A 17,062-nucleotide genomic window follows, 5' to 3' on the forward strand; every position below is an offset into this window, starting at 1 on the left:
TGTACTGCATCGGTCCAACCGGGACCGGTGCGCTACGGATCGTGCGACATACCTCGAGGTTGACTTACCGATGGACTTTCTCTTCCCGCTGCTCATTCTGGCGCTGCTCGTCCCCATGTTCCTGGGGATCCGCCGGCAGAAGAAGGAGATGGCCAAGACCACCGCTCTGCAGGAATCCCTCTCGGTCGGCGACCGCATCCTGACCACAGCGGGGCTGCACGGGACGATCGTCGCGATGAACGACGACACGGTCGACCTCGAGATCGCCCCCGGTGTGATCACGACCTGGTCGCGCCTGGTCATCCGTGAGCAGATCGTCGACTCTCCGATCGAGCCCGCGGAGCCCGCGTCTGACGCTGCGCCCGATGACCACGAGAACGGCGGAGACACCACGCCGCGGTTGACCAAGGATTGATCGACGCATCCGCTGCGTACCGCGCGTAGCCGTCGCGTCCGAGGCGCGGCGGGCGTTGCACCGGGCCGAGCCCTGCAAGGGCGGCGGGGTGCCCACCGAACGTTCCACTCGAACTGCACGTACTGAGGAGACATAGAGATCGTGGCACCTTCCACAGGATCGGTGCATCCCGTCCGCTACCTCACCGTTTTTGCGGTGCTCGTAGCGGTTCTGTATGCCCTGGTGTTCTTCACTGGCGACAAGTCCGCGACACCCAAGCTGGGCATCGACTTGCAAGGCGGGACCCGAGTCACCCTCACGGCGCGCACACCCGACGGCAGTAAGCCGACGCCGGACAGCCTGCGTCAGGCGCAGGAGATCATCGAGACCCGTGTGAACGGGCTGGGAGTCTCCGGCTCGGAGGTAGTCATCGACGGTGACAACCTGGTGATCACCGTTCCTGGTGACGACAGTGCTCAGGCGCGTTCGCTCGGTCAGACCGCCCGCCTCTACGTGCGTCCTGTGCAGACGTCGCAGGCGGCGGCTGCCCCCGGCGCGCAGGCTCCCGCCGGCGAAACCCCGGCCGAGCCCACCGGGACACCGGAACCCGCCACGCCGGCACCGGCACCACAAAACCGTCCGTTCCCGGCGCAGGATCCGTCCGCACCCGCCGAACCGACCCCGTCCGACGAGGCCGCCCCGGCCGACGGCTCCGGGTCCGAAACCGCTGAGGCCGCCGACGAGATCGCAGCGGCACGCGCGAGCAGACAGAGTACGGACCCCGCAGTACAGCAGGCGGCGATGGCGACGCTCGACTGCTCGGTTCCCGACCCGCTGCGGGGAAACGACGATCCGGCGCTGCCCCTGGTGGCGTGCTCCACCGACGGTCAAGCGGTGTACCTGCTCGCGCCGTCGATCATCGACGGGCAGGAGATCGCCGACGCCACGTCCGGCTACAACTCCCAGCAGTCGCGGCACGAGGTGAGCCTGACGTTCAAGACGGAGGGCAGTAACACCTGGGCCGCGTTCACGTCGCAGAACATCGGCAAACAGGCCGCTTTCACCCTCGACTCCAAGGTGGTCAGTGCGCCGGTGGTCCAGGGCGCCACACCCGCCGGCAGCTCCACCTCGATCACCGGTTCGTTCACGGCGGCCAGTGCCAAGGAACTGGCGAACACGTTGAAATACGGCTCGCTGCCCCTCTCGTTCGCGGCATCCGAGGCGGAGACGGTGTCGGCGACGCTCGGTCTCGCCTCGCTCGAGGCGGGTCTGATCGCCGGCCTCGTGGGTCTGATCCTCGTGCTGCTCTACTGCCTGCTGTACTACCGCATGCTCGGGGTGCTCACAGCGTTGTCGCTGGTGCTGTCGGGTGTGATGGTGTACGCGATCATGGTTCTGCTCGGCCGGTACATCAACTTCACCCTCGACCTGGCCGGTATCGCCGGTCTGATCATCGGTATCGGTATGACTGCAGACTCGTTCGTGGTGTTCTTCGAGAGAATCAAGGACGAGATGAGGGAAGGCCGGAGTTTCCGGTCGGCGGTTCCCCGCGGTTGGGCTCGGGCGCGCCGAACGATTCTCTCGGGGAATGCGGTGAGCTTCATCGCCGCCGCAGTCCTCTACGTGCTCGCGGTCGGTCAGGTGCGCGGGTTCGCGTTCACGCTCGGACTGACCACGATCCTCGATGTCGTCGTTGTCTTCCTGGTGACGTGGCCGCTGGTGCACCTGGCGTCGAAGTCGCCGTTCTGGTCCAGGCCGGGCGTCAACGGGCTGGGAGCCGTGCAGCAGATCGCCAAGGAACGTAAGGCTGCCGCAGCGTCGGCGAAGGAGTCACGAGTATGAGCGAATCGACCACGTCCCGAGCCGGATCCCCGGCGGACGCCGAAGCCTCGCTGTCCGACTCGGGTGTCGACCAGGCGTCCATGCCGAAACACAGCCTGCTCTCCCGGCTCTACACCGGAACCGGCGCATTCGAGATCATCGGGCGGCGACGCTTCTACTACATCCTGACGGGTGTCATCGTGCTCATCTCCCTGCTGAGCATCCTCGTCCGCGGGTTCACCCTCGGTATCGACTTCGAGGGAGGATCGCGTATCCAGTTTCCCGCGGGCGACGGCGTCGACACCGCGCAGGTGGAACAGGTGTACAGCGAGGCGCTCGGAACGGACCCCGTCACCGTGCAAACCGTGGGGTCGGGATCGAGCGCAACGGTGCAGATTCGCTCCGAGGCGCTCAACGCCGCTCAGGTGATCACGCTCCAGGACGCGCTGTACGAGGAGTTCCAGCCCAAGGACAGCAACGGCGCGGTGAGTAAGAACACCATCAGCGTCGCGGATGTCAGCGAGACGTGGGGCGGTCAGATCACCCAGAAGGCGCTGATCGCGCTGCTGGTGTTCCTCGTCCTCGTCAGCGTGTACATCGCCGTCCGTTTCGAGCGGGACATGGCGATCGCGGCAATCGTCGCGCTGTTCTTCGATATCGCCGTGACGGCGGGCGTGTATTCACTGGTCGGCTTCGAGGTCACACCCGCGACGGTGATCGGCCTGCTCACCATCCTCGGTTTCTCGCTCTACGACTCGGTGGTCGTGTTCGACAAGGTCGAGGAGAACACCCGCGGCATCCTGCACCTGACCCGCCGAACGTACGCGGAGCAAGCGAACCTGGCGGTCAACCAGACGCTGATGCGCTCGATCAATACCACGCTGATCAGCGTCCTGCCGGTCCTTGCGCTGATGGTGATCGCGGTGTGGATGCTTGGTGTGGGCACCCTCAAGGATCTAGCGTTGGTTCAGCTCGTCGGCATCGTCGTCGGTGCGTATTCGTCGATCTTCTTCGCGACGCCGTTGCTGGTGTCACTCAAGGAGCGGTGGGGTCCCGTGGCTGCACACACACGTAAGGTGCTCGCTCGCCGAGCAGCGCTCGCGGAGGGCGGGTCGGTGAAGACGGCCGCCGCAACATCCGCGACCGGAGTGAGCGCCGGGGCCACGGCGGGGGCCGCACCGCGGCGTGCCGCCGGCGGTGCGCCTCGGCCCGGAACGCGTCCCACCGGGAAGCGCCACAAGAAGAGGCACTGACATGCGCGCATCGGCCCGAGTTCGAACCCGACACCACCGCGCTGCGGCGGTGTCGGGTGCCGGACTGCTCGCCACCGTCGTGCTCGCGGGCACGCTCGTCGGATGTTCCGACGAGGGGGAGCAGATCCCGTCCATCGGGTACGCGATCGACAGCACCGTCACCACCTACAACGCCGGGAGCGTGGCCGGCTCGGTGTCGGGGGCACGGCAGGCGTTCGCCCGCGTGCTGCCCGGATTCAGCTATACCGGGCCGGAGGGTGGGCCAGTGGCCGACACCGACATCGGCACGGCCAACGCCGTGCCGGGGGACGCGCTGACGGTGCAGTACAAGCTGAACCCCAATTCGGTGTATTCCGATGGAGTTCCGATGTCCTGCGATGATCTCGTGCTCACCTGGGCCGCGAACAGCGGGCGGTTCACCCGACCCGGCGAGGCAACGGTTCCGCTGTTCGATGCGGCCAGTGCAGCCGGCTACTCGGACATCGACCGTGTCGACTGCCAGACCGGGGCCAAGGAAGCCACGGTGACCTTCAAGGCGGGGCGAAACTTCACGGATTGGCGGTCGCTGTTCGGGGCGACGTCGATGATGCCCGCCCATGTGGTCGCCCGAGCCGCCGGTGTTCCCGACCTTGTTGCCGCCGTTCAGAATTCGGACAACGAGGCGCTCGCCCGGATCGCAGACTTTTGGAACGACGGATGGACGATGACGCCCGGCGAACTCGATCTCGCCCTCTTCCCCGCGTCCGGTCCTTACAAGGTCGAATCGTTTTCCGCGGACGAAGGTCTGGTGCTGGTGGCGAACGACCGCTGGTGGGGAAATCGTCCCGCCACCTCCCGAATCGTCGTGTGGCCCAAGGCGGCCGATCTGGCTGCGCGCATCGCAGACGAGTCCGTCGAGGTGGTCGACGTGGCCACGGGATCGGTCCCGGACATCGATCTCGGCGGCTTCGACGTGACAGACGTGCCCTCGCGCAGCGTCGAGCAGTTCGTGCTGGCCACGTCGGGGTTGTTCGAGACCCCGGCCGGGCGCCGCGCCTTCGCCTCCTGCCTGCCCCGCGAGGAGTTGGCCGCGGAATTCGGAACGGCCGCGGAGGACGGTGCCGCCGCGGCCTCCGTCGACACCCGGTTCACGGCACCCGACAGCCTCGTGTACGAGTCGGTCGCGGCAACCGCCGGTGGCCGGTACGAGACGCCGGATACGACCGCAGCCACTGCGGCGCTGGCCGAGACCGACAACACCGCGGCCACCGTGCGGATCGGGTACCTCGGACCAGATCCGCGCCGTGCCGCGATCGTGGCTGCCGTGGCCGCGGCGTGCGCCCCGGCCGGAATTACCGTGCAGGACGCCGGGTCTGAAGAGTTCACTCCGTCGATGCTGCGAGACGGACAGGTGGATGGCCTGCTCGCAGGAACGGCGTCCGCTCCGGGCGCGGCCGGGACTGCGGCGCCGACTACCGCGATGTACGCACTTCGCGGCGGTAGCAGAAACAACTTCGGGGACTATGCCAACGGCCGGGTGGATCAGATCGTCGATCAGCTCGCGGTCGACAGCTCCACCGCAACACAGCTGGCCTTGTCCACCGAGGCCGAGAACATCCTGTGGTCGGAGGTGCCCACCGTGCCGTTGTTCAATCAGCCCCGCACCGTCGGGTTCGCGGCGGGTCTCGAGGCCGGAGCGGTCAATCCGACGCGTTCCGGCGCCGGATGGAATATGGACAGGTGGGTTCTGCGGCGGTGACCGACACTTCTTCCGCACATGACGTCGTCACCCGGCTCACCCGGTGGGCGGACGACTTTCCCGAGCCTGGGGTGCGGTTCGCGGACCTCACGCCCGTCTTCTCCGATGCCACCGGATTCCGCGTCGTGGTCGATGCTCTGGCCGCATGCGCGCCGGAAGCGGAGATGATCGCCGCCGTCGACGCGCGAGGATTTCTTCTCGGCGGCGGGGTCGCACGGGAGCTCGGCTCCGGCGTGGTGGCGGTGCGCAAGGCAGGCAAGCTACCGCCGCCGGTGCTCGCACAGTCGTACACCCTCGAATACGGTACGGCGACGCTCGAAATCCCTGCCGACTCCCTCGGATTGGGCGGCCGCTCGGTGCTCGTCGTCGACGATGTCCTGGCCACCGGTGGGACAATCGAGGCCACCGCTCGCCTCCTCGAATCGGCAGGTGCCGTAGTGATCGGTGTGGCGGTGGTTCTCGAGATCGTGGCGCTCGGTGGCAGGACGCGGCTCGGAAAGTACCCGCTCACGTCCCTCGTCACGGTCTGAGTACTAAAGTTGTGCCTGGTGGTGCCGAAAGGCCCAGCTAACCAGTGGTAGGAGGTGACGGCATGACTTCGAATCTCGATCGGTCGCAGAACGCGAAATCCCCTTCGTCTGCACAGTCCGATGCCGAGTCACCTGTAGCGGATCCCGCTTCCGGCAACAGCCGCGGAGCGCAGGGATTCGCCGTTCCGGCGTCTGCATCGCGCCGGGTACGAGCGCGACTCGCCAGACGTATCACGGGGCAACGGAACGCGACCATCCGGCCGGTTCTCGAGCCCCTCGTCAGTCTGCATCGCGAGCTCTATCCCAAGGCCGATCTGGCCCTCCTCCAGCGCGCGTACGACGTCGCCGAGGAAAAGCACGCCAGTCAGAAGCGCAAATCCGGTGATCCGTACATCACCCATCCACTCGCCGTCGCGAGCATCCTCGCCGAGCTCGGCATGGATACGACAACTCTGGTCGCAGCGTTGCTGCACGACACCGTCGAGGACACCGGGTATTCGTTGGCTCAGCTGACCGAGGAGTTCGGCGACGAAGTGGCGCACCTCGTCGACGGCGTCACCAAACTCGACAAGGTCGTTCTGGGAAACGCGGCCGAGGGCGAAACCATCCGCAAGATGATCATCGCGATGGCGCGCGACCCCCGCGTGCTGGTGATCAAGGTGGCGGACCGCCTGCACAACATGCGGACCATGCGGTTCCTGCCGCCCGAGAAGCAGGCCCGCAAGGCACGTGAGACTCTCGAGGTGATTGCCCCGCTGGCGCACCGGCTGGGAATGGCGACCGTCAAGTGGGAGCTCGAGGACCTGTCGTTCGCGATTCTGCATCCCAAGAAGTACGACGAAATTGTGCGGCTGGTCGCCGACCGGGCGCCGTCGCGGGATACGTACCTGGCCAAGGTGCGCGCGGAGATCAACGCCACGCTGACGGCGTCGCGTATCAACGCGGTGGTCGAAGGCCGACCCAAGCACTACTGGTCGATCTATCAGAAGATGATCGTCAAGGGGCGCGACTTCGACGACATCCACGACCTGGTCGGTGTGCGGATCCTCTGCGACGAGGTCCGCGACTGCTATGCGGCAGTGGGTGTGGTGCATTCGCTGTGGCAGCCCATGGCAGGCCGCTTCAAGGACTACATCGCGCAACCCCGCTACGGCGTCTACCAGTCGCTGCACACCACCGTCGTCGGGCCCGAGGGCAAGCCACTCGAAGTGCAGATCCGCACCCACGACATGCACCGGACCGCCGAATTCGGGATCGCAGCGCACTGGCGGTACAAGGAGACCAAGGGCAAGCACTCCGGTGATGTCGCCGAGGTCGACGACATGGCGTGGATGCGGCAGCTCCTCGACTGGCAGCGTGAGGCCGCCGATCCGGGCGAGTTCCTCGAGTCTCTCCGCTACGACCTCGCGGTCAAGGAGATCTTCGTGTTCACCCCCAAGGGGGACGTGGTCACGTTGCCCGCAGGGTCGACGCCCGTCGACTTCGCCTACGCAGTCCACACCGAGGTCGGGCATCGCTGTATCGGCGCCCGGGTCAACGGGAGGCTGGTTGCCCTCGAGCGCACCCTCGACAACGGAGAAGTGGTGGAGGTCTTCACCTCCAAAGCGGTCAATGCGGGCCCCAGCCGCGACTGGCAGTCGTTCGTGGTGTCCCCGCGGGCGAAGACGAAGATTCGGCAGTGGTTCGCCAAGGAGCGCCGGGAGGAGGCGCTCGAGAACGGTAAGGACGCGATCGCGAAGGAAGTGCGACGCGTCGGTCTCCCGCTGCAGCGACTGATGAACGCCGAATCGATGGCGGCCATCGCACACGAACTCCACTACACGGACGTGTCGATGCTGTACACCGCGGTCGGGGAGAGCCACGTGTCTGCGCAGCACGTGGTGCAGCGACTGGTGGCCCACCTCGGTGGTGTCGGAGACGTGGAGGAGGAGCTGGCCGAGCGGGCCACACCGTCCACCATGCCGATGCGCCCGCGCAGTACCGGCGACGCCGGTGTCCTGGTGCCGGGAGCGGAAGGAACCGTCGCGAAGCTCGCCAAATGCTGTACGCCGGTTCCGGGCGACGAGATCATGGGCTTCGTCACCCGGGGCGGCGCGGTCAGCGTGCACCGGACCGACTGCACCAACGCCGGGTCTCTCCAGGAGCAGTCCGAGCGCATCATCGAGGTCCAGTGGGCGCCGTCACCGTCCTCGGTATTCCTCGTTGCCATCCAGATCGAGGCCCTCGATCGGCACCGGCTGCTCTCCGACGTCACCAAGGCACTCGCGGACGAGAAGGTGAACATCCTGTCGGCGTCGGTGACGACGTCGGGTGACCGGGTAGCCATCAGCAAGTTCACCTTCGAGATGGGCGACCCGAAGCATCTCGGCCACGTGCTGAACGTCGTCCGGAACGTGGAGGGCGTCTACGACGTCTACCGGGTGACCTCCGCCGCCTGACAGCTCCGCCCTGTCCAACATGCACGAACGGGACGTTCGTTCGGTCTAACCGAACGAACGTCCCGTTCGTGCGTGACGGGGTACGGGACCGGGCGCCGGGAAGGTCGGGCGGTCAGCCGACCTTCGCGGTCTCGATTTGAACCGGGGTGTTCGGCTTGCCGCCGCCCGCGGACATGGAGCCGTCGTCGCCGTCGGCCGCCACCTTCTCGACCGTTGCGAGGCCCTCCTCGGAGATCGCACCGAACACGGTGTAATTGGGCGGGAGCACCGAGTCGGCGTAGACGAGGAAGAACTGGCTGCCGTTGCTACCCGGCTGTCCGCTGTTCGCCATCGCGACAGTGCCGCGCGGGTAGACCACCGGATTCGCGAGTGCCGGATCGTTCGGCGCGAACGCGGTTTCGGGATATTCGGTGGTGAATCCGTAGCCGGGACCGCCGGTGCCGACGCCGCTCGGATCACCACATTGCAGGACCTGCAACCCTTGTTCCGTCGTCAGGCGATGGCACGGGGTGTCGTCGAAGTATCCCTGCTCGGCGAGGCTTACGAAGCTGTTCACCGTGCACGGTGCCTCGGCCCGATCGAGGGTCAGACCGATGGGGCCGGCGCTGGTGGTGAGGTTCACTGCGACGGTGCCTGCGGTGGACACACCGGTGGTGGACGGGGCAGTGACGTCCTTGGCGGGTGGTCGACCCGCCTGGTACGAACAGTCGACGGTTGGCGCCGCGGGTGCCGGGACCGGCGGCAACGTGCCGAATCGGGAGAGGTCGAGCGACTGCGCCGCGGCGCTCGTGGGGGATGCCTTCGAGGAGGTGCCGGTTGCCGAACCGCCCGAGTCGGGCGAGTCCGAACAACCGGCGAGGAGGACCGCGAGGCCCACGCCTGCGACGAGAATCGAGGTGCGTTTCATCGGTCCATCCTCACATGTGGCGGCCTCAGTCCATCCGGACGGACTTGATGTCGATCGGCAGGTTCGGCTTGCCGCCGCCCGCCTGCATCGAGGCATCGTCACCGGCGGCCGCGACCTTCTCGATGGTGGCGAGGCCGGTCTCGTCGATGGTTCCGAAAGCGGTGTACTGCGGAGGCAGCTGGGAATCGGCGTAGACGAGGAAGAACTGGCTGCCGTTGCTGCCGGGCTGGCCGCTGTTGGCCATCGCGATGGTTCCGCGCGGGTAGGTGACGGGAACCTGCAGGGACGGATCGTCGGCGGGGTACTGGTCGGTGGGGAATTCGTTCGTGAAGCCGTACCCGGGGCCGCCGGTGCCTGCGCCCGTGGGATCACCGCACTGCAGCACCTTGAGGCCTTCGGACGTGACGAGCCGGTGACATGGCGTGTTGTCGAAGTAGTTCTGGCTCGCGAGGCTGAGGAAGTTGTTGACCGTGCAGGGGGAGTCGGCGTTGTCCAGCGTCAGTCCGATATTGCCCTGGGTGGTCTCCACGCTGACGCTGACCTCGCTGAGCGTGGTGTCGATGTCCTCGGTGCGCGGCGGGTTCACCTGCCTGGCCGGCGGCTGACCGTCCGGGGTGTACGTGCACGACACCTTCTCGGGGAGCGGCTCGGCGCGTCCTGCGGGCATGACACCGGGCGACTGGGGCGAGGCGGACACCGAGTCGGCGGAGGCTTCGGTCGTGTCGTCGTCACCGCTGGTGAGGGCGAAGACGACCGCGCCGGCCGCCACGACGAGCACTACACCGAGCACCGAACCGGCAATGGTCAGCTGCTTGCGCTTGCGTGCTCTGTTCGCGCGGCGCTCGAGTTGACGCTCGAGCTTTCGTTTCGCTGCTTCCCGGCGCTGCTCGTTGCTCGGCACTGCGGTGGTCCTCCCGTATCGGTCTTCTCTGGCAGTCGGTCGATATAGCAGTTGGTCGGTGTGATCTGCCCCCGGCACACGACCTCCAGAGTCTGCCATCCGAACCTGAGAACGAGCTGGCGGGGCGGCAGCTTAGGCTGTAGCGACTGCAATGATCACTCGAACAGGAGCGTCGCGCGTGCTCGTCACAGGATTTCCGGCCGGGATGTTCCAGACCAACTGCTACATCCTCGCCCAGGACGATGCCCGCGAGTGCGTCGTCGTCGACCCCGGTCAGGATGCTGCCGGCCCGCTGATCGACTTTCTCGCCCAGTCGAATCTCACACCGACGGCGGTGCTGCTCACACACGGTCACCTCGACCATGTCTGGAACGCTCATGAGGTGTGCGACAAGTTCGGCATCCCCGCGTACATCCATCCCGAGGACCGGTACATGTTGTCCGACCCCGGACGGGGTATCGGGCCGACGATGAAACCGTTCATCGAGGGGATGGATTTCGTGGAGCCGAGCGAGGTGATCGAACTGTCGGACGGCGATCGCATCGAGCAGGCGGGCATCTCGTTCGTCGTCGATCACACTCCGGGGCACACACAGGGTTCCGTGGTTTTCCGGACCCGGGTCGAGCAGGAGACCGGTGGGGTCGAGCTCGCACTCACCGGGGACACCCTCTTCCAGGGATCGATCGGGCGCAGTGACCTGCCCGGTGGCAATCACGAACAATTGTTGCGGTCGATCGCCGACAAGCTTCTGGTCCTCGCCGACGACACGGCGGTGCTGCCCGGGCACGGCGGATCGAGTTCCATCGGGGCCGAGCGCGCATCCAACCCGTTCCTCGTTGGACTCCCGGGCTCGAAGTAAGGAAAAGTAGCGACAGTGAGTAAAGCCAGCACCTTCTCGGCCCCCAAGGGCGTTCCCGACTACGTCCCGCCGCAGTCCGCCGAATTCGTCGCGGTCCGCGACGGGCTCACCCGCGCTGCGCGACTGGCAGGCTACGGCCACATCGAGCTTCCCATCTTCGAGGACACCGGACTGTTCGCGCGAGGTGTCGGTGAATCGACGGACGTCGTCAGCAAGGAGATGTACACCTTCGCGGACCGGGGTGATCGATCGGTGACCCTGCGCCCCGAGGGGACCGCGGGCGTGATGCGCGCTGTGATCGAGCACGGTCTCGACCGGGGCCAGTTGCCGGTCAAGTTGAGCTATGCCGGTCCGTTCTTCCGCTACGAGCGTCCCCAGGCGGGACGTTACCGACAGCTGCAGCAGGTCGGGGTCGAGGCCATCGGTGTCGACGACCCGGCCCTGGACGCCGAGGTCATCGCAGTTGCCGACGCCGGGTTCCGGGGTCTCGGGCTCGAGGGCTTCCGGCTGGAAATCACGTCACTCGGTGACGACACCTGCCGGCCCCAGTACCGGGAACGTCTGCAGGAGTTCCTCTTCCGCCTTCCTCTCGACGAGGAGACGCGTCGCCGCGCCGAGATCAATCCACTGCGAGTTCTCGATGACAAGCGCAAGGAGGTGCGGGAGATGACCGCGGATGCGCCGCTCATGCTCGACCACCTCTCGGATACCGCGAAGGCGCATTTCGACGAGGTCCTTGCCCACCTCGACGCATTGGGCGTGCCGTATGTCATCAACCCGCGGATGGTTCGCGGCCTCGACTACTACACGAAGACCACGTTCGAGTTCGTGCACGACGGTCTCGGCGCGCAGTCGGGCATCGGCGGCGGCGGACGCTACGACGGCTTGATGGCGCAACTCGGCGGTCAGCCGTTGTCCGGCATCGGTTTCGGGCTCGGCGTCGACCGCACCGTCCTGGCGCTGGCCGCGGAGGGCAAGACGGCAGGGTCGACAGCCCGTTGCGAGGTTTTCGGGGTTCCGCTGGGCGACGAGGCGAAGGCGAAGCTGGTGGTGATCGCCCAGCAGTTGCGCGCGCAGGGCATTCGGGTCGATCTCGCCTACGGCAACCGTGGCGTGAAGGGCGCGATGAAGGCCGCGGACCGTTCCGGTGCCGCACTCGCACTCGTGCTGGGTGACCGCGACATCGCCGAGGGCACCATCGGGATCAAGACTTTGGCCACCGGTGACCAGGAATCGATCTCGGCGACCGATGTCGTCGCGCACGTCGGAGCGATCCTTGGCGCCTGAGCACGATCCGCCGGTGTCACTCGACCTCGTCCCCATCGAGCTGATTGCGCCGCGCCTCAGGCGGGTCGCGATGATCGCCGTACTGATCGGCGTGGTCGTCGGTGCCGTGCTGAGCTTCTTCACTCCGTTGTGGCTGGCCGTGGTGGTGGGCGGTGTGATCGCCGTCCCTACCGCCCTGTCGGCGCTCGTCACCCTGCGTCGCAAGGTCGTGCTGGAACGCGGTGTCATTTCGTCGACCGGGGGTATGCGAACCCGTCACGTCGATGTCACGAAGGCGGTGGCGGCGGAGGTGGTGGTGCGCTCGGCTCGGGTCAGCGAAGTGAGTGTCCGCATCACCGATTCCGACGGTGTTCTCGCGGTGCCGTTGGCGTTGTACACCACTGACGGCGGCCGTGAACTGGACGTGCTGGGGCTGCGGAAGCTGGCCGACGCACTGACCACGAGCGAACTGGTGCCGGCCGCAGCGATCGCCTCGGTGCTCATCGAGCAGTTACGTGCCGAGGCGCGCGACGCCGCGCTGACCGAGCGCCCGTTGTTCCGGGCGGTGGAGTTGGTCCGTGCAGCCGGACGAGTCCCGATGACCACGCTCACCGATCATGAGGTAGCAGCGCTCGTCGAGTAGTCAGACCGAGGTGGGGCGGCAGTGCCTCCGCCCCACCTGCGGCTGTCAGTTCCTGGCGTCGATCTGGCCGTCGTCGAGTTCTTCGCCGCCGATGACGGCCGGAGCCACCATTGGAAGGTCGCCGACGAAGGCGTTGCTGTCGCCGGCGTTCACGAGGTAGCCGGGTGTGGTGCGGCCGCTGAGCTGTTCGTCCCCTCCGCGACCCGCCCCCGCCATTCCTGCGCCGCCGCCCATCGCGCCCATCGGTCCGCCGGCTGTTCCCGCTCCGGTCGTTGTCGACGTGCCGAGTGCTCCTGGCGTGCCCGTGGCAGCCGGAGTCGCCACACCAGCAGCGCCTGGCGGAACGGAACCGGCCACCGGTGCGCGCGGCACGGAAGCGACGATCCCGGAAGCTGTTCCGCCGCCGGCGCCGTACATGCCGATTCCGGTACCACCTGCGATGCCAACTGAGCCGGGGGCACCGTGCGCTGCACCGGCCGGCGCGGGCGAGCCGGACCTGGCCGCGACGGAGTCGGCGGACACGTCACTGGGCGACACACTCGCGGCCTGCGTCGTGGCCGAGACGAGTTGACCGAGGCTGTCGGTGACTGTGGAGATCATCGGGGTACCGACGCTCTCGAGCACGGTGCTCGCGACTGCAAACGGCGACGTCGGCGCGGCGGGCGGTCCGGGCGGCGGCTGTGGTACGGGTACCGGTGCCGCGAGGCCGTTCATGGTGAGGGTCTGCTCGTTCAGCTCGGTTCGTGTCTGTGTGACCACTCCGATCGCGGCCTTGATGTGTTCGGCGGCCGACGCGAGAAGCATCGCCTGCCCGGGGGGCGTCATCACCATCGGTGCTGCAGCGACCGCAGTGGACGCGAATGATTCGGAGATGGTCATCAGATTGGCGTTGCCACGGGCCACCGACGCAGCGGCGGTCTGGGTGGTCCCGGAAATCTGCCTGCCGCGCTCGCTCAGTTCTGCGCCGCTCACCTGAGCCTGCTGTCCCTGGACCTGAGCGGCCTGCGCCGCCTGGCTCTGCCAGATCAGATCGAGCGCCTTCAGTCCCGACATGCTGAGCGACATGGCCTGGTCGATCAGTCCGGAGGACATGTCGAGCACCGAGGTCGGATCGACGGAGCCGAACGTCCCGGTACCGAAGGCGCCCGCGAGGTCGGTGAGTGGCTTGAACAACTGGTCGATTCCCGGCAGTCCGGGCAGGCCTTGTCCTTGGAGGAGGGCCTCCACCGGATTGGGCGGCAACGGCGGAAGAGCAGGCAACGGTGGGAGTTCGGGCAGCGCCGGCACGCCGATCGGGGTGTCGAGTAGCGGGCCGAGCGGCGAACTCTGCAACGCCTCGAGCGGCGTGCTCGGCAGAGGCGTGTTCACCGCCTCACCGAACGCGGAACCTTGCAGCAGATCCAGGATCGACGGGTGCGCGATGTCGCCGGCGGGCTCGGGAGACGTCATGCGAGGTCTCCGATGGCCCCGCCGATGTCTCCGAGGGCGCTGCCGTTCGCGTCGTCGACGGAATCGTAGGAGTCTGCGGTGGCCCCGGACGCGACAGCGGTGTGAGCGTAGTGGGAGGCGAGTTCGGCGACCGACTTGGCGTGGTTGCCCTGCGCCACCGCGAAGGACGCGAGGAAGTCGGCTCCGATCGGACCGAACACCGGCGCCAGCGCGGCGAGGTCGGCACCGAGGTCGATCGCTGCAGCACTACTGATCTGCTCCGCGGCTTGCGCCGCCGTCGCACCGTAACGCCGAATGCCGTCTGTGACGACGAAGACATCGCTCAAGATAACCCCCCAGGTAGTAAGCGTTCGCCAGACTTTATCTCACAGATCCGACGTCGGCGGCGGAAGGTCGCGGGAGGTGCCACCTGCCGTGTGGTCGAGGAGAACCCGCGACTGCGCACGGATTTCGTCGAGTGGCTGCCACCATCCGAGGGCGCGCAAGCAGGCGTCGGCGAGGAGGGCAGCGGCATCGATGTTCTCGGGTGTCGGGACCGCTCCGCTTTCGACGTCCGCCCGGGTGGCGATAGCGCTCTCGACGATGCGAAAAGGGAGATCGGTAAGGCCGGGTGATGATTCGGTGTCGCCGGCCGTGATCTCGGTGAGCGCCTGTTCGGCGCAGTGCTGATAGTGCGAGCGCAGAAGCGTGCGTTGCGCCCGGAACGGGGCGAAGCGTTCGGTGCGTAGTTCGGGCAGAAGGTAGAGGGCACCGAGATTCCAGCGCGTGCCGGTGAGCTGGGTGACGTCATAGGTGGCGAGTGCGTGCAGGCGTACGACGGCAGGCGCGTCGACCATCTCGAGGACTCGGGCGGCGGCGAGTGCGGGCGACACTGTTTCCTCGAGGAGCGCCACCAGGATCTCCTCCTTGTTGGCGAAGTGGTGATAGAGCGATGCCTGTCTGATGCCCACCATGTCGGCGATCTCGCGGGTGGACGTGGCAGCGAAGCCCTTGGTTGTGAACAACTCTCCGGCGGCGTCGAGTATCTCCTCGGGCGTCGTCCGACCCGGCCTGCGTTGACTGGTCAGTCGCGGTCGTCCCGGCCCGGTGCTCACCTACTCATGATGTCAGGTCGGTTCTCCACGCCACCGTGGACACCCGCCGTGAGCATTTCGTCATACCTCCGAAACGTTCGCAACGATCCTGTTACGGCGGGGGCCGATCTGTATACGTCCGCGTCACCCATCCGGTAGGGCGCGAGAGAAAACTATCGATCGACAGATATTGCTCTCGCCGAAGGAGAAGGCCCTTGAGTACACCTACGAGGACTGCGCAAGTGCCGTCCGCACCGGTACTTGCACCTCCTGTTCCGACCGGGGCCGAGAGAATCGACGACTCCGGCGACCTCGGTAAATTCGGCTACGAGCAGCAACTGCACCGGAAGCTGGGAAAGTTCGCTTCGTTCGCGGCCGGCTTCTCCTTCGTGTCGATCCTCACGACGATCTTCCAATTGTTCGGTCTCGGTTTCGGATTCGCCGGACCGGCGTTCTTCTGGACGTGGCCGGTGGTATTCGTCGGTCAGTTCATGGTGGCGCTCAACTTCGCCGAATTGGCTGCCCGGTATCCCATTTCCGGTGCCATCTACCAGTGGTCGCGCCGGATGGGCGGGGAGGTGGTGGGTTGGTTCGCCGGCTGGTTCATGATCCTGGCGCAGATGGTCACGGCCTCGGCCGCGGCGATCGCACTGCAGGTTGTGCTTCCGAACGTGTGGAGCGGATTCCAGATCATCGGCGAAGACAGCACGTTGACGTCCGCCAGCGGTGCCGCCAACGCGGTCCTGCTCGGATCGGTCCTGCTGGTACTCACCACTTTCATCAACTGCATCGGTGTGAACTGGATGTCGCGCATCAACAACATCGGTGTCACGTGCGAGATCGTCGGAGTCGTCGCTGTGGTCGGCATGTTCCTGACGCACGCGCAGCGGGGACCGCAGGTCGTATTCGACACGGGTGCGGCGGGCACCGACCCCGGATACGGCTGGGCCTGGATCGTGTCCGGTCTCATGGCCGCCTACGTGATGGTCGGGTTCGGCTCGGCGGGCGAGCTCGCGGAGGAGACGCGGAACCCGCGGCGGGTGGCCCCGCGCACGATCCGGCTGGCGCTGTCCGTCTCGGCGCTCGGTGGTGGCCTGATGATCATCGGCGCGCTCATGGCGGCTCCGAGCTTGACCGACGGTCGCCTCGCCGCGGAGGGTCTGCCGTACGTGTTGTCGTCGATTCTCAGTTCGCCCTGGGGCACATTGCTTCTGGCCGATGTCGCGGTCGCCGTGTTCGTCTGCACACTCGCCATTCAGACGGCGGCGTCGAGGTTGGTGTTTTCCATGGCCCGCGACGGTCGGTTGCCCGCCTCGCAGGTGCTCTCGAAGGTGAACGCTCGCACAGGAACTCCCATCGCACCGTCCGTCCTCATCGGTGTCGTCTGCATTGCGATCCTCGCGGTGAACGTCGGAAACTCCGCAATCTTCGCCACCTTGTCGAGTGTCTGCATCATCCTGATCTACCTCGCGTATCTGATGGTCACGGTGCCCCTCCTGGTCCGCCGCCTCAAGGGCTGGCCGCACGGTGGCCCGCAGGTGGACGCGGACGGCCGGAGTCTTTTCTCGCTGGGCCGACTCGGCCTACCCGTGAACATTTTGGCTGTCGGCTACGGCGCCCTCATGGTGGTGAACCTCTCGTGGCCGCGGGCCGAGGTCTTCGACCCGAGCGGTGCCTACCCCCTTCTGCAGTGGGCCGCACCCGTCACGGTCACCGCTGTGATCGCACTCGGAATTCTGTGCTTCCCGCGCGGCCGCAGCACCCCCAACCCCGTCACGATTGGAGCCTGA

General features: G+C 66.7%; 15 protein-coding genes. 10 read left to right on the forward strand and 5 right to left on the reverse strand.

What is annotated here, in order from left to right; genetic code table 11:
• Positions 1 to 70: 70 nt before the first annotated feature.
• From yajC to JQT59_RS20875, 6 genes are all read left to right on the forward strand, one after another.
• A complete protein-coding gene (gene yajC, locus JQT59_RS20850) occupies positions 71 to 415 on the forward strand; it encodes a preprotein translocase subunit YajC (RefSeq protein WP_213571814.1) in 345 nt (114 codons plus the stop codon).
• 141 nt (positions 416 to 556) lie between these two features.
• The gene (gene secD, locus JQT59_RS20855; RefSeq protein WP_213571815.1) at positions 557 to 2,236 is read left to right on the forward strand and encodes a protein translocase subunit SecD; all 1,680 of its coding nucleotides are present in this window, start codon (positions 557 to 559) and stop codon (positions 2,234 to 2,236) included.
• Complete coding sequence (gene secF / locus JQT59_RS20860) at positions 2,233 to 3,468, forward strand: protein translocase subunit SecF (protein WP_213571816.1); 1,236 nt, start codon at positions 2,233 to 2,235, stop codon at positions 3,466 to 3,468. Before secD ends, secF begins: the two co-directional genes overlap by 4 nt.
• Position 3,469: 1 nt before the next feature.
• Positions 3,470 to 5,206, forward strand: a complete 1,737-nt coding sequence (locus JQT59_RS20865; RefSeq protein WP_213571817.1) for an ABC transporter substrate-binding protein — start codon at positions 3,470 to 3,472, stop codon at positions 5,204 to 5,206.
• Positions 5,203 to 5,736, forward strand: a complete 534-nt coding sequence (locus JQT59_RS20870) for an adenine phosphoribosyltransferase (protein ID WP_213571818.1) — start codon at positions 5,203 to 5,205, stop codon at positions 5,734 to 5,736. The genes JQT59_RS20865 and JQT59_RS20870 overlap by 4 nt, the downstream gene beginning before the upstream one ends.
• A gap of 62 nt (positions 5,737 to 5,798) precedes the next feature.
• Complete coding sequence (locus JQT59_RS20875) at positions 5,799 to 8,174, forward strand: RelA/SpoT family protein (RefSeq protein ID WP_109330548.1); 2,376 nt, start codon at positions 5,799 to 5,801, stop codon at positions 8,172 to 8,174.
• A gap of 112 nt (positions 8,175 to 8,286) precedes the next feature.
• Here JQT59_RS20875 and JQT59_RS20880 read toward each other — a convergent pair whose 3' ends face one another.
• Positions 8,287 to 9,081: a peptidylprolyl isomerase gene (locus tag JQT59_RS20880; RefSeq protein WP_213571819.1), complete on the reverse strand. Its 795-nt coding sequence runs from the start codon at positions 9,079 to 9,081 to the stop codon at positions 8,287 to 8,289.
• 25 nt (positions 9,082 to 9,106) lie between these two features.
• Positions 9,107 to 9,982 carry a peptidylprolyl isomerase gene (locus tag JQT59_RS20885; RefSeq protein ID WP_213571820.1) on the reverse strand — a complete coding sequence of 292 codons (876 nt, stop codon included), beginning with the start codon at positions 9,980 to 9,982 and terminating at the stop codon, positions 9,107 to 9,109.
• 178 nt (positions 9,983 to 10,160) lie between these two features.
• On the opposite strand from JQT59_RS20885, the gene JQT59_RS20890 reads away from it, so the two are divergent.
• From JQT59_RS20890 to JQT59_RS20900, 3 genes are read left to right on the forward strand one after another with little or no spacing between them, the layout of a single operon-like run.
• The gene (locus tag JQT59_RS20890) at positions 10,161 to 10,841 is read left to right on the forward strand and encodes an MBL fold metallo-hydrolase (RefSeq protein ID WP_213571821.1); all 681 of its coding nucleotides are present in this window, start codon (positions 10,161 to 10,163) and stop codon (positions 10,839 to 10,841) included.
• A gap of 15 nt (positions 10,842 to 10,856) precedes the next feature.
• Entirely contained in the window at positions 10,857 to 12,128 is a 1,272-nt protein-coding gene (gene hisS / locus JQT59_RS20895; RefSeq protein WP_109330540.1) for a histidine--tRNA ligase, read from the forward strand.
• Entirely contained in the window at positions 12,091 to 12,750 is a 660-nt protein-coding gene (locus JQT59_RS20900) for a hypothetical protein (RefSeq protein WP_213571822.1), read from the forward strand. The genes hisS and JQT59_RS20900 overlap by 38 nt, the downstream gene beginning before the upstream one ends.
• Positions 12,751 to 12,795: 45 nt before the next feature.
• On the opposite strand, the gene JQT59_RS20905 is transcribed toward JQT59_RS20900, so the two are convergent.
• Genes JQT59_RS20905 through JQT59_RS20915 form a run of 3 tightly spaced genes read right to left on the reverse strand, consistent with a single transcriptional unit; the run spans position 12,796 to position 15,293 of the window.
• Positions 12,796 to 14,199 (reverse strand): hypothetical protein, encoded by a 1,404-nt coding sequence (locus tag JQT59_RS20905; protein WP_213571823.1) that lies wholly within the window; start codon positions 14,197 to 14,199, stop codon positions 12,796 to 12,798.
• Positions 14,196 to 14,525 carry a type VII secretion target gene (locus JQT59_RS20910; protein ID WP_213571824.1) on the reverse strand — a complete coding sequence of 110 codons (330 nt, stop codon included), beginning with the start codon at positions 14,523 to 14,525 and terminating at the stop codon, positions 14,196 to 14,198. The genes JQT59_RS20905 and JQT59_RS20910 overlap by 4 nt, the downstream gene beginning before the upstream one ends.
• Positions 14,526 to 14,564: 39 nt before the next feature.
• Positions 14,565 to 15,293 (reverse strand): TetR/AcrR family transcriptional regulator, encoded by a 729-nt coding sequence (locus tag JQT59_RS20915; RefSeq protein WP_213571825.1) that lies wholly within the window; start codon positions 15,291 to 15,293, stop codon positions 14,565 to 14,567.
• A 221-nt stretch (positions 15,294 to 15,514) separates the two neighbouring features.
• On the opposite strand from JQT59_RS20915, the gene JQT59_RS20920 reads away from it, so the two are divergent.
• A complete protein-coding gene (locus JQT59_RS20920; RefSeq protein WP_213577939.1) occupies positions 15,515 to 17,062 on the forward strand; it encodes an amino acid permease in 1,548 nt (515 codons plus the stop codon).

Origin of the sequence: Rhodococcus sp. USK13 (assembly GCF_018343855.1) — a bacterium.
Classification (GTDB): Bacteria; Actinomycetota; Actinomycetes; order Mycobacteriales; family Mycobacteriaceae; genus Rhodococcus_F; species Rhodococcus_F oxybenzonivorans.

Bases quoted from the DNA above. Each gene is read 5' to 3' on its own strand.
- JQT59_RS20875 (WP_109330548.1), top strand. From the start codon at position 5,799: ATGACTTCGAATCTCGATCGGTCGCAGAACGCGAAATCCCCTTCGTCT.
- JQT59_RS20865 (WP_213571817.1), top strand. From the start codon at position 3,470: ATGCGCGCATCGGCCCGAGTTCGAACCCGACACCACCGCGCTGCGGCG.
- secF (WP_213571816.1), top strand. From the start codon at position 2,233: ATGAGCGAATCGACCACGTCCCGAGCCGGATCCCCGGCGGACGCCGAA.
- JQT59_RS20900 (WP_213571822.1), top strand. From the start codon at position 12,091: ATGTCGTCGCGCACGTCGGAGCGATCCTTGGCGCCTGAGCACGATCCG.
- JQT59_RS20880 (WP_213571819.1), bottom strand. From the start codon at position 9,081: ATGAAACGCACCTCGATTCTCGTCGCAGGCGTGGGCCTCGCGGTCCTC.
- yajC (WP_213571814.1), top strand. From the start codon at position 71: ATGGACTTTCTCTTCCCGCTGCTCATTCTGGCGCTGCTCGTCCCCATG.
- JQT59_RS20905 (WP_213571823.1), bottom strand. From the start codon at position 14,199: ATGACGTCTCCCGAGCCCGCCGGCGACATCGCGCACCCGTCGATCCTG.